General features: G+C 53.7%; 11 protein-coding genes, 1 tRNA gene and 1 other RNA gene. 4 read left to right on the top strand and 9 right to left on the bottom strand.

Annotation, left to right across the window (positions count from 1 at the left end):
- Window positions 1-139 precede the first annotated feature (139 nt).
- Window positions 140-1,348: a hypothetical protein gene (locus tag BV390_RS30755; protein ID WP_139155994.1), complete on the top strand. Its 1,209-nt coding sequence runs from the start codon at window positions 140-142 to the stop codon at window positions 1,346-1,348.
- 173 nt (window positions 1,349-1,521) lie between these two features.
- Here BV390_RS30755 and BV390_RS17430 read toward each other — a convergent pair.
- The 4 genes from BV390_RS17430 to BV390_RS17415 form a co-directional block, all read right to left on the bottom strand.
- Window positions 1,522-1,658, bottom strand: a non-coding RNA gene (locus BV390_RS17430) — RtT sRNA.
- A 229-nt stretch (window positions 1,659-1,887) separates the two neighbouring features.
- Window positions 1,888-1,975 (bottom strand) — tRNA-Ser (locus BV390_RS17425).
- Between the two features lie 146 nt (window positions 1,976-2,121).
- Window positions 2,122-2,799 (bottom strand): isochorismatase family protein, encoded by a 678-nt coding sequence (locus BV390_RS17420; RefSeq protein WP_032688400.1) that lies wholly within the window; start codon window positions 2,797-2,799, stop codon window positions 2,122-2,124.
- Window positions 2,800-2,818: 19 nt separating this feature from the next.
- Window positions 2,819-3,679 (bottom strand): pirin family protein, encoded by an 861-nt coding sequence (locus BV390_RS17415; RefSeq protein WP_085397150.1) that lies wholly within the window; start codon window positions 3,677-3,679, stop codon window positions 2,819-2,821.
- 114 nt (window positions 3,680-3,793) lie between these two features.
- On the opposite strand from BV390_RS17415, the gene BV390_RS17410 reads away from it, so the two are divergent.
- The gene (locus BV390_RS17410; protein ID WP_085397149.1) at window positions 3,794-4,699 is read left to right on the top strand and encodes a LysR family transcriptional regulator; all 906 of its coding nucleotides are present in this window, start codon (window positions 3,794-3,796) and stop codon (window positions 4,697-4,699) included.
- A 570-nt stretch (window positions 4,700-5,269) separates the two neighbouring features.
- Here BV390_RS17410 and BV390_RS17400 read toward each other — a convergent pair.
- The 4 genes from BV390_RS17400 to BV390_RS17385 form a co-directional block, all read right to left on the bottom strand.
- On the bottom strand, window positions 5,270-5,605 hold the full coding sequence (locus BV390_RS17400; RefSeq protein WP_085397147.1) for a hypothetical protein: 336 nt from the start codon (window positions 5,603-5,605) through the stop codon (window positions 5,270-5,272).
- Window positions 5,606-5,737: 132 nt separating this feature from the next.
- On the bottom strand, window positions 5,738-5,998 hold the full coding sequence (locus tag BV390_RS17395; protein WP_032688396.1) for a hypothetical protein: 261 nt from the start codon (window positions 5,996-5,998) through the stop codon (window positions 5,738-5,740).
- Window positions 5,999-6,057: 59 nt separating this feature from the next.
- Entirely contained in the window at window positions 6,058-6,960 is a 903-nt protein-coding gene (locus BV390_RS17390) for an SDR family NAD(P)-dependent oxidoreductase (protein ID WP_032688395.1), read from the bottom strand.
- Window positions 6,961-7,008: 48 nt separating this feature from the next.
- The gene (locus tag BV390_RS17385) at window positions 7,009-7,746 is read right to left on the bottom strand and encodes an SDR family oxidoreductase (protein WP_032688394.1); all 738 of its coding nucleotides are present in this window, start codon (window positions 7,744-7,746) and stop codon (window positions 7,009-7,011) included.
- Between the two features lie 147 nt (window positions 7,747-7,893).
- Here BV390_RS17385 and BV390_RS17380 point away from each other — a divergent pair, with 147 nt between their 5' ends.
- Complete coding sequence (locus tag BV390_RS17380) at window positions 7,894-8,805, top strand: LysR family transcriptional regulator (RefSeq protein WP_032688393.1); 912 nt, start codon at window positions 7,894-7,896, stop codon at window positions 8,803-8,805.
- A gap of 399 nt (window positions 8,806-9,204) precedes the next feature.
- Here the strand turns inward: BV390_RS17380 and BV390_RS17375 are convergent, their stop codons facing one another.
- Window positions 9,205-10,155 carry a Gfo/Idh/MocA family protein gene (locus BV390_RS17375; RefSeq protein WP_032695722.1) on the bottom strand — a complete coding sequence of 317 codons (951 nt, stop codon included), beginning with the start codon at window positions 10,153-10,155 and terminating at the stop codon, window positions 9,205-9,207.
- Window positions 10,156-10,679: 524 nt separating this feature from the next.
- Here BV390_RS17375 and BV390_RS17370 point away from each other — a divergent pair.
- Entirely contained in the window at window positions 10,680-11,972 is a 1,293-nt protein-coding gene (locus BV390_RS17370) for a glycoside hydrolase family 28 protein (protein ID WP_085397146.1), read from the top strand.
- The last annotated feature ends 582 nt before the right edge of the window (window positions 11,973-12,554 follow it).

Raw genomic sequence — 12,554 nt, 5'->3', positions numbered from 1 at the left:
AGGCACATGTATCGTACTCATCAGAATAAGGGGTCTGTCCCTTTTTCTGATGGCTGTCGTGCTTATGTTTACTACAACAGTAACGAGGGCAACGACGTATACCATCAGTTACGTCTGGTCATCCGCCAGTGACCCTAATGTGAATAAACTGGCAGGACAATGTTCTTACACCTATCCGGATAATCAGCCTTTTTCTGTTCCCCGTTCCGTTGTTGCCGATAACTCGGTACCGGCAGGAACGATTCTTGCTTCGTGGAGTTACGCTGACTTAAATGTCCCTCTGTCGGTGAGTTGTAGCGGGAGCGGTATTGAAGGTACGACCCCGCTCGTCTCTTCTTCATATGGCGGGATTATTGCCAATTCAAGCAGCCTCACCGTTATGGGATATAATATTGCGGGGTCATTAGTGGATTCAGGGATCCTGAACACCACCGTCCCCGGTATCGGTATTCGGTTTTATGTACAGTCAGATACGCCGGACCTCGGGAACGGGATTGATACGCCTGCCTATATTCGTCTGACCGGGTTTGGTGACTCTTCCGGTTCAGCTGTATTTGCCGCAAGTGGTGTGGAGTATCCGTATGCTGGCCCTACCGTAGGGCAGGCGGCTCTGGCCATGAGTATGCTGCGGTCGCGTACAGAAAATGGAACGACCCTCTGGTATATTCCAACACGGAGTTTATCGATTTCCCTGCGGGCTGAACTGATTAAAACCGGTTATGTAGAGAATTATGGTCCAGTCTCCTTCAGTCATCTGTTTAACTCGTGGATAACGCCATCTCCATCGGGTTCGGCGAGTGTTGTCCTGCCTCCTTCCATCCATTTTCTGACGGGGACGGGGGTGACGCTGGTCCGGCCGACCTGCAAACTGAGCTCACAGCGTCCAACGGATTATTCGGTCAACATGGGAACGAGGGATGCCAACACCATTTCCCGAGAGGGAGCCCCTGCCTTCGGGCCTGATGTTCCGGTTCCGGTGGAACTGGAGTGTAATGGGATGGCGGAGAATATCCGAATGCGATTTGAAGATGCGGGTGCGTCGCCTCTTCCGGTGAGTAACATCGGTCTTTACGATGCCGCCGGTGGACATAAAATTGATGGGCTGGAAATTGAGCTGCGGTACAACGGTAACCATATTGATGTCAACGGGTCGGCCGTCAATATTGGGAGTTATGGTTCGGGGGCCACGTCAGTGGGAGGGGATAAAATGTTTGCTGTGCCATCGACAAGTTTTGTGCCGATAACCTTCCAGGCACGCTATATCCAGCGAGCAATGATCACGCGATCTGCTGTCAATTATACCGGGCCAGTCAGCGGCACCGTTAATCTGTTTATGGTTTATGACTGATGATGCTTTCAACGGGGATCTGCTGCGGGGAAGAGAGGCCTGCTCGCAGCGCGATCCCTGATGCTCGCAGGACTGCGCCAGCTGTCGAACCCCGGTCGGGGATTCTCATCCCCCCGCAGGCGTGCAACATGCAAAAAAAAGCCCGCATTTTCATGCGAGCTCTTCTTAAAATATGGCGGTGAGGGGGGGATTGACTCGCTTTGCTCGCCCTACGGGCAGCCTGTTCGCTACGCTCTCAGTCTGTCCAGCTGGCTGCGCCAGCTGTCGAACCCCGGTCGGGGATTCTCATCCCCCCGCAGGCGTGCAACATGCAAAAAAAAAGCCCGCATTTTCATGCGAGCTCTTCTTAAAATATGGCGGTGAGGGGGGGATTGACTCGCTTTGCTCGCCCTGCGGGCAGCCTGTTCGCTACGCTCTCAGTCTGTCCAACTGGCTGTCGCCAGTTGTCGACCCCCGGTCGGGGCTTCTTATCCCCCCTGGTGGGGTGGTGCAACATGCATAAAAAAGCCCGCATTTTCATGCGAGCTCTTCTTTAAATATGGCGGTGAGGGGGGGATTCGAACCCCCGATACGTTGCCGTATACACACTTTCCAGGCGTGCTCCTTCAGCCACTCGGACACCTCACCATATTGTTTTGCTGCTCACCCTGGGTGGGCAACGGGGCGCTACTATAGGGAGTTGCGCTAAAACGGTCAAGCAGTATTTATTCTTTCTTTACCGTTCGGTCAAGCAATGAACACTACGCCAGCCGAAAACCGTCAGGGCAGCAGTTTTAACGCTGAGAATCAAGCTGTTCGCTATTCTTCAGGACATCCTGAGCTTTACTGTAGCTTTCGATCAGCAGCTGGTAGGCCGGGAAGATTTTGGTATACACCTCCGCCCACTCCGCAGCATCCGGACGGTTCCAGCTGCGCTGGAGCTCGGAAGCCACCGCCGCGGTATCCATCGGCACGACGCCAGCTTGTACCACACGTGCCAGAGTGATCTCCTGCGCCATCTTGCTGTAGGTGCCGGACGCATCTATGACGGCGAAAACCCGATAGCCGTCGGCAACTGCGGCGATAGAGGGAAACGCCATGCAGACGCTGGTAATGGTGCCGGCAATAATCAACGTCTTGCGTCCGGTAGCTTTCACGGCGGCAACGAAATCCGGATTATCCCAGGCGTTGATTTCGCCTTTACGCGCAATGTATTGCGCGTGAGGCGCATTTTCGTGGATTTCCGGGATCAGCGGCCCGTTCGGCCCCTGCGGTACCGAGGCCGTCGTGATCACCGGGAGTCCTGCCAGAGAGGCCATTTTTGCCAACGCGGCGGCGCGAGCGCGCAGTTCAGGCATTGGCATATCGCCCACGGTCTGGAACAGGCCGCTTTGATGGTCAATCAATAACATGGCAGTATCGTTCACATCAATCATTGGACGAGAGTCGTTAAAGTTTGCTGGAGCAGACATCTTATTTACCTCTGTAGTTTCAGATTTGGCCAAAGCGGCCGCTGTTGTAATCCCGCACGGCTTCTGCGATCTGGGCTTTTGTGTTCATCACAAACGGGCCGTAGCCTACGATGGGTTCCTGTAACGGCTCACCAGCCAGCAGCAGTACCCTGGCGTTAGCCGTAGCGTGGAGATGAATCGCTTCTCCTTTCTGACTTAACACCACCAGTTGGCCTTCACGGGCATTGTCACTGCCGTTGACGTTGACTTCTCCTTCGAAAACCACCAGCGCGCTGCTCCAGCCATCAGGTTGCGTGAACGTCACGTCGTGGCCCTGATTTAACTGCATATCCCAGACGTTCAACGGCGAGAAGGTATGCGCAGGTCCGGCAATATCACCGTAACTGCCGGCGATCACCCGCAGAGTACCGGCGCCATCCGGTAGGGCGGCATCAGGAATGACATCCGCCGCAATGCTCTGATAGCCAGGATGGGTCATCTTGTCCTTGGCTGGCAGATTGACCCACAGCTGGATCATTTTCAGCTCCCCGCCGGTGCGGGTAAATTCCGCCGAATGGAACTCTTCATGCAGAATGCCGGCACCTGCGGTCATCCACTGCACATCGCCTGGGCCAATGATGCCGCCTTTGCCCGTTGAGTCACGGTGTTCAACTTCACCGGAATAGACGAGGGTCACGGTTTCAAATCCGCGATGCGGATGTTCACCGACCCCGCGCTTACCGCTTCCCGCCGGGAAATAGTGTGGACCGGCATAGTCCAGTAGCAGGAAAGGACTCAGCTGTTCGCCCTGTGTCTGGTAAGAAAATAGCGAGCGAACCGGGAAACCGTCGCCCACCCAGTGCTGTGCGGGGGAGGTATAGACACCTGTAATCTGTTTCATTGTGCTCTCCTGTGTGTCTGTTTCTGATGTCAATAAGCTTATATGTGCGACCTATAAGCCGGTAGATAGTAAAAATGACCTATACTGTTCTAAAAATGGAACAGTGGGGGAAGGATGCAGGATCTCAACGATTTAGCCTGGTTTGTGCAGGTGGTGGATCATGAAGGATTCGCTGCTGCAGGCAGGGCGCTCGATCAGCCCAAATCAAAGTTAAGCCGCCGGATAGCGCAGCTGGAAGAACGGCTTGGCGTGCGCTTAATTCATCGTACGACCCGACAGTTCGTGGTGACTGAAGTCGGACAGACGTTCTACCAGCACTGCAAGGCGATGTTGATAGAGGCTGAAGCGGCGCAACAGGCAGTGGAAACGCTGCGTTCGGAACCGCGCGGTAGCGTGAAGCTCACCTGCCCGGTGACCTTATTACATGCGCATATCGGACCAATGCTGGCGCGGTTTATGCTGCGTTACCCTGGGGTGAATGTGTTGCTGGAGGCAACGAACCGGCGGGTTGATGTTGTTGGAGAAGGGGTCGATGTCGCGATTCGCGTACGCCCGCGACCGTTTGATGACAGCGATCTGGTGATGCGTGTGCTGGCCGATCGCGGGCATCGGCTGGTGGCCAGCCCGTCATTGATTGCACGCATGGGGCGACCTCAGGTGCCATCAGAACTGAGCGCGTGGCCTGGGCTCAGCCTTGGGGCCGGCAGGCATCAGCATAAGTGGCAACTGACAGGACCAGGGGGGGCGCGGGCGGAAATTTACTTCACGCCGCGTATGGTGACGACGGATATGCTGGCGCTGCGCGAGGCTGCAGTAGCGGGCGTCGGAGTGGTTCAGCTGCCGCTGTTAATGGTCCGCGACCAGTTGGCTGCCGGTGAGCTGGAGGTGATACTCGATGCATGGCAACCGCAGCGGGAAGTGATTCACGCGGTCTTCGCCTCTCGCCGCGGTATGCTGCCATCGGTGCGGGCACTGGTAGATTTTCTGAGTGAAGAATATCAGCGAATGGAAGAAGATTGATCTTTTGCCGGCGTGGTGTAGGCGAGACAGTTCTGTCGACTCCCGGTCGGGGCTTCGCATCCCCCCGACCTGCGCAATATACGAAAAAAGCCCGTGACCGCGTACGAGCTCTCTTAAAATATGCGCTGAGCGGGCCGCAATGTACGAATGCCTTGATGGCCTCTTTATCATGCTAACAATATGATATATAAAATTTATACGGATTGGTTGGTCTGACAAAATCAGTTGTTATCCTGTTAAAGCCAGTAATATATGACATAGTTTTCGATCCGGATGCTATCAGCGAGATCCGCGATCAATGGGGAGTTTTCAGAGATCGTCATCCTGAAATGTCTACCGCGATTCCTACCTCTGATGGGGAGGCTCGTGGGAAACGGGAAGTGTTAAATCAGACCCGGAACCCGTTTTGCCTGGCGCAATTCACGTGGTGTACTCTACTCGGCAGCCATTTTCGGCAAAAATGCGCGGAATGACTCATTTTCGGATTAAGGCTTTTCAGCGCCATGGTTCGTGGGATAGCCGTAAAATTAGTCCTCGCCGTGGGTCAGTCTGCGAATTTATCCTGCTGAGTCAGGGTTCAATAACGATTCGACGAATAAGGTTACCTTCAAGGTAGAACTGCATGAGTCCGCAGCCATTAAACTTATCGCTTTTTACATTGATCTGTACAGCCTGGCCAGACAAACCATCACGCTCAATTGCATTGACCGAAATAACTTTCATTGTGGCATTTACCCCAATGTTATCGGTGGTATTCCAGTCAAGCAGACCCTTTGCTCCCTGGTAGTGATGGCCCCAGTCGGTGATATCTGCATCTGAAGTAAATTGAGCAAGATATGCTTTTGTATCATGGTTATTCGTTGCGGTGATAAAGTTTTTCACAGGTATGGCAAGGGATTGGTTCATAGCATTATGATCCGGAAAATGAGTCCTTGTAGGGTCTCCGCAGGCATTGAGAAATATGCTGAAAAGTAGAAGCAAAATGCACCGGGCTGAGACATGATGAATATTTATTTTACGGTATGCGTTCATAACGGGTTATTTATCCGAGCGCCACAACGCGACTAAAACCGGCGGAAAAAATATTAACAGGAAAATCGGCAACTCTTCCAGGACGCTATAGCCAGCTCTGGTAACGCCGAGGATCATGTTAGCTGCTGCCAGACCGAACCACAGCACGGAAAACAGAATGGGAAATGTGCCGGGAGCTGGTGGGTAAACCGGTAGAGATAATCGAACCAGCAGGCGACATAAGCCTGCTAACAGAAAACCAGTAGCCAAAAATAGCAAGGTTCGCATAGCCAGAACTTCCTCAGCAGAGGGGTAATCGGCCGGAGTTTCTCCGGCCCTCGGCGATATCATTCATGGCTATGGGGAGTTAATAAATCCCCTAATCCAATGCGTTGTAAAAACTCTTTGCGGATACGATCGGCTACCGCGTTAACAACGATGGCGCCATCATCTGATGGATCGACATGTACCCTGAATGGACGTGTTCTATAAGGTGTATTAACGATATCGACCATTGCCGCTGCGACCTCAGCAACATCTGCATCTTCTGGTTCGCAGGCGGCGAGGCCGCGCAGCGCTTCATCGCCAAGACCTGCGGTTGGACCGGTTTCGGTATATTCGCGTTCGCGTTCAGTATCTGCTGGCTTACCGGAATGCAGGAAGTGGTTGGTGCCTTTAGTAAATGCGCCTGGCACAATAATGGAGGTTTCGATCCCCCAGCGTGCCAGTTCCGCAGCATAACTTACCGCAACGGCGTCCATCGCCGCTTTTGCCGCGAAGTAAGGTGCCAGGTATGGCGGCGTGCCGCCGCGGGTACTGCTGCTACCGACCCACAGTAACAATCCTTGACCTTGTTTACGCAACTGCGGCAGGGCTGCGCGGTTTACTCGCTGAGTGCCCAGAACGTTGATGTCATAGAGTTGTGAGAATTGTTCCGGCAGGAACGCTTCAGTTGGCCCGTAGACCATATGTCCCGCGTTATGTACCACCACATCCAGCCGCCCGTCCTGGGCGATAATCTGCGCGATGGCGGCATCTGCGGAATCCTGTGATTGAACATCCAGTTCGACGGTACGTAAATCAACATTATGCTGCCTGGCGTATTCAAGCGTGCTTTGCACTTGCGGAGCGTTACGGCCTGCGGTATCCCGCATACTGGCGTAGACAATATGACCCGCATGGGCGAATGCACGGGCGGCCAGCGCGCCAAAGCCGCTGGAAGCACCGGTAATCAGAATGACTTGTTGCATGATGATCTCCTGATAGCGGATAGGATGTTATCCGCATCACGGTGGAATTTAAGCGAAACCGCCGTTGACACGAATGACCTGGGAGTTGATCCAGCTGCCATCCGGTCCAGCCAGCGTGGCCACTACACTGGCAATCTCTTCCGGCGTGCCAATACGTTCCAGCGGCGCCAGTTTAGCAATGGCGCTGATCTGCTCTTCGCTTTTACCGTTAAAGAACAGATCGGTCCCGGTGGGGCCTGGCGCGACGGCGTTTACGGTAATATCGCGGCCACGGAGTTCGTTTGCCAGGACATGTACCAGACCTTCAACGCCTGCTTTGGATGCGATATACGGGCCATATGCCGGGAAAGATTTTGCAATAACGCTGGTGGACAGTGCGATAATGCGCCCGCCTTCGCTAACGGACTCCGCTGCGTTAGCCAGCACCAGGAACGCGCCGCGTAGATTTGTGTGAATCACTTTGTCAAAGTCAGCGAGGCCAGCTGGCGTGATTTTCGCCATCGGCATAACACCGGCGCTATGTACCACCACATCCAGATGACCGGTTACGGCTTTGGCCTCACTGAAAAGGCGGCCGACATCCGCTTCACTGGAGACGTCAGCCTGAATGGCGACCGCTTTACCACCCTTAGTGATAATGTCCTTAACCGTTTCTTGAGCTGCATTAGCATTGCCGGCGTAGTTAACGACCACCGAAAATCCATCCTGTGCCAGGCGTTCAGCAATTGCACGACCTATACCGCGTGATGCGCCGGTCACCAGAGCTGTTTTATTCGTTACGCTCATTGTCTTCTCCAGATGTTGTTTGATGAGTCACCCGTGTAACCACGGTGTGATGCAAGTATTAGTGTTTTATCTGGAAGTATAAAGTGGGGTAAATTGATATTATAATTCCATTTAAATTAATAATAGGTTGAGGGAAGGGCCGCTCCGATGGATAAATTTGACACCCTGTTGCTCTTTACCCGGATTGTGGAACTGGAGAGTTTCAGTCAGGCCGCTGACCAGCTGGGGATCCCCAGAGCCACTGCAAGCAACGCGATAAAAGCGCTGGAAAATAATCTGGAGTGTCGATTGCTGGAACGCACGACCCGACATGTACGAACGTCTCTGGACGGCAGGGCTTTTTATGAACGCTGCGTGCATATCCTCTCAGAACTGGATGATGCCGAATCTTCTCTGCGTCATACCATCGTGCGGCCACGCGGTATTTTGCGCGTTGATCTGCATGGCGCTCACGCAACGCGGATTGTTTTGCCGAGAATTGACGAGTTTCATATTGAATACCCGGATATACAACTGGTTATCAGTAGCGGTGACCGGCTGGTTGACCTGGTTCGTGAAGGCGTCGATTGTGCTGTTCGTGCGGGTAAATTGCACGACTCGTCACTGGTCGCACGCCATTTAGCCACCATGCCGCAAGTCATATGTGCCAGTCCGACGTATTTGCAGCAGCATGGCAGACCTCTTTCACCAGACGATCTCATGTCGCACCAGTGTGTGAATTTTTTCTCTACCAGCAGGGGGACTAACTATCCAATTGAACTTCTTGTTAATGGTAAAAAGCAGGCTTATCAACCAAAGGGATGGTTGACGGTTAATGATGCGGAAAACTATGTTATTTGCGCACTTCGTGGCGGTGGGTTGGTACAGTTACCTCGCTACCATGTTGCGGATGCGCTGGAAGAAGGGCGTCTTGTCGAGGTGCTGAGTGAATGGCAAAGTCCGGGAATGTCACTTTCGGCACTCTATCCACAGCACAGGCAGCTGTCGCCCCGAGTGCGGGTATTCATCGACTGGCTGCGTTCTCTCTACAAAGAACATTTCCCCGAAGAGAAGCAATAACAACATGAAACCCCGGATATTGATTATTGTTTCCAGTGAAAAGATGGCATGACCGGTCCCCGGTACGCTCCCGGTAGGGAGGAGAACCAAACCGTTCCGTAAGAAAATCCACGAAGGCGCGGACTTTTTTTGATGTCCGACGATTAGGGAGAAGCCGCGCTGAGATTGCGCCATCCTCTCTCCAGATCGGCCAGGATCCGCCTCGCGTGTTCATAATAAATTTCCCCGGAATTGGTCAGGGTCAGGTGCGGCGACAATGTTGCAGGAGGTGAATCTATTCGCTGCAAAGGGGCGGGGGGATAAAACATGCGGAAAATAACCACTCAAGCCACACGCCGTGTGGCTTGATATGAAGCATTGATGAGGCGTACTCACGGCGTCAACGGTGATGGTTGCGGATCAGCCGGGGAATTGGGCGTGACGAATCATATCCAGCACCTGCATATTCCGTAGGCTTTCCTCGGGCGATATCAGCCGTGCGGGCTGGTTTAGCACGGCGGCGGAAAAGTGATGGATTTCCGCCTGATAGCGATCCGATTGCGCGACGGAAAGCGCGCGTACTCCCTGAGCGGAATGCAGATATATTTCTCCCGCATCATCCAGAAAAGGCGTGTCGACACAGAGCAGGCCTTTGTCGCCGATGATTTCCGCATAGTTTCGCCCGAATGCGTTGAAACCGCAGTGAATATTGGCAATCAGTCCATCGTCATACTGCAACAGCGCCGATAAATTGGTATCCACGCCCTGCTGTATCTCACTCAGCACCTGGCAACGTTGCGGGAGACGCCCGGTGACCATCCCGAGAAAGTTGACCGGATAGCATCCCACATCATACAGGGCGCCACCGCCGAGTTCGGCTTGCATCTTGATGGTATTGGGACGATCCAGCAGGAAGCGGAAGGAGGCATTAATATGCCGCAATTCACCTAATTCCCCGCCGTCCAGCACCTCTTTTACCACCCGCATCCGGTCAGTGTAGCGGTACATAAAGGCTTCCATCAGAATACGGTTATGCTGGCTTGCGACCTGCTGCATGGCGGCCACTTCAGCGGCATCTAAGCCCAGCGGTTTCTCACATAACACGTGTTTACCCGCCTCCAGCGCCCGAATAACCCACTCTTTATGTAACGAATTAGGTAAGGGGATATAAACCGCCTGAATATCACTATCTGACAGCAGGTCGGCATAACTGGCATAGGTTCTCTCCCACTGATCCGTGGGTAATCCGTCAGAATTGCGCGAGGCAACTCCGAGTAGCCGGGCGTTTTCCGCTCGTTCGATGGCAGGAATAACGGATTGTCGGGCTATTCGGGCATAGCCCAGTACGCCCCAGGTGACGATATCAGACATCAGATTATCCTTATAAAATCAGGGTGATAATACGGTACCCGGCGCATGGTGCTCCCGGTATGTCTGACTGATTCTAAGGTTCTGCGGCCTGATAAGGTATGACAGCCTTCAATAATTTATCATATATATTTTGATATTTGTTATACAGCAATCATGGCGGGATGATCTTTCACCTCCGGATGCGCCCACAGAAATGCTATCTACCTGCTCCTGTTTGAAGTGATGAGCTTCATCTTTTGAAATGAACATTGAAGCAAAGCATTGTCAGGAAGAATAAGGCGTTATTGTCGGTTCCGTTTCTCTGCGGATATGTTCTCGCTGGCCGCTGTTTGCGTCAGGCATCTCAGCATGCACGCCGATGCGGTTTTTATTCGATGCCTTAATTTTTAGCCATTAATGAAATGCGATCGGCGCAGCGCTTTTTATGCAGATATTGCCATCGACGTACGACGCCTGGCATCTATGTAAAGGTCGCCCCGGTGATAAACAATTATGATCGGGGGGCTTTGGTACAGGAGATAACGATGGCAATCCTTAATATTCTCGACTTTGGTGCAGATCCGCAGGCCCGGCAGCTGGCAACATCCGCTATCCAGCAAACTATTGATAGCGCCGGAACCGGCGACACGATCCTGATCCCTGCCGGACGCTTTCTCAGCGGAGCGCTGTTTCTGAAAAGCGATGTGACGTTCCATTTAGCCAAAGATGCGCTATTACTCGGCAGTCAGAATCTTGCCGATTACCCTCTGGTGACTACGCGGGTGGCCGGTATCGATATGCCCTGGCCGGCAGGTATCATCAATATTCATCGCTGCCAGAATGTCCAGATCAGCGGGACGGGGACTATTGATGGTCAGGGGGCCATCTGGTGGGAGGCTTTCTGGGGGCGCGACGGCCGCGGCGGCATGCTGCAAACATACGCGGCGCAGGGGCTACGTTGGGTGGTCGATTATGATTGTCAGCGCCCGCGCAATCTTGTGGTCTACGAGAGCGATACTATTCTGTTACAGGATTTCACCAGTCGCGAGTCAGGTTTCTGGAATCTGCACCTGTGCTATTCACGTCGTCTGCGCGTCCAGAACCTGACGATTGCTAATTCCGCAGGCCCCAGCACCGACGGAATTGACGTGGACTCATGCGAACAGGTCCTTATTGAAGGATGTACCGTCTCCTGCAATGATGACAATATCTGCGTGAAGGCAGGGCGGGGAAAAGCGGCCGCGCTGAAGGGACGAGCGTCGCGGGATGTGGTGATTCGCCATTGCACGCTGCTACGTGGTTCCGGAATTACCCTCGGCAGCGAAACCTCCGGCGGCATTGAACGCATTACCATCGAACAGAACCGCTTTCGCGGTACCGGCGTCGGGTTTCGCATTAAATCGGCGCGCAATCGCGGTGGGTTTATTCGTGACATTACGGTCCGCCATCTCGACCTGTTGGATGTCGCCTTTCCGCTGATGATCCAACTGAACTGGTTCCCACTTTATAGCTACGGTGCGCGGGACGATCTTACCGATGCCCCGGCCCACTGGCGCGATCTGGCTGAAGGCGTCGATGGCGAGGCCGGTTTAACGCGGGTCTCCGCCATTGAGATTAGCGATATTTCAGCCCGCCGCGGGCAGCAGGAGGGCTTTTCCCGTGCGTTCTTTATTGAAGGTTATCCGGAGCAGGCGATTGACGGCCTGACCTTAAGCGCCATTGATATCGACGCGACAGAATTTGGCAAAATAGCCGGGGTGAAGAGGCTGCGGTTTGATCAGGTCACGGTGAACGCGCCGACCCTCACTCAGACAGAAAATGACACGTATGAGCGTTAGAAGGTGAACCGCCCAGACAGGGCTCGTTGGGTGGCAGCGATTTAGCCATGCGCCACCAGCCTGGCCGCGAGGAGTGATTTACCGGCGGGTAAATGAAAAGTACGAGCTGTTCTTAAAATATGGCGGTGAGGGGGGATTGACTCGCTTTGCTCGCCCTGCGGGCAGCCTGTTCGCTACGCTCTCAGTCTGTCCAACTGGCTGTCGCCAGTTGTCGACCCCCGGTCGGGGATTCTCATCCCCCCGCAGGCGTGCAACATGCAAAAAAAAAGCCCGCATTTTCATGCGAGCTTTTTTTTAAATATGGCGGTGAGGGGGGGATTGACTCGCTTTGCTCGCCCTGCGGGCAGCCTGTTCGCTACGCTCTCAGTCTGTCCAACTGGCTGTCGCCAGTTGTCGACCCCCGGTCGGGGATTCTCATCCCCCCGCAGGTGTGCAACATGCAAAAAAAAAGCCCGCATTTTCATGCGAGCTCTTCTTTAAATATGGCGGTGAGGGGGGGATTGACTCGCTTTGCTCGCCCTGCGGGCAGTCTGTTCGCTACGCTCTCAGTCTGTCCAACTGGCTGTCGCCAGTTGTCGACCC

The sequence above is a fragment of the Klebsiella sp. YJ genome (genome assembly GCF_002108615.1).
Classification (GTDB): Bacteria; Pseudomonadota; Gammaproteobacteria; order Enterobacterales; family Enterobacteriaceae; genus Klebsiella; species Klebsiella planticola.
The sequence above is the reverse complement of the archived record's forward strand: the minus strand, read 5'-3'. Positions and strand labels throughout refer to the sequence as shown.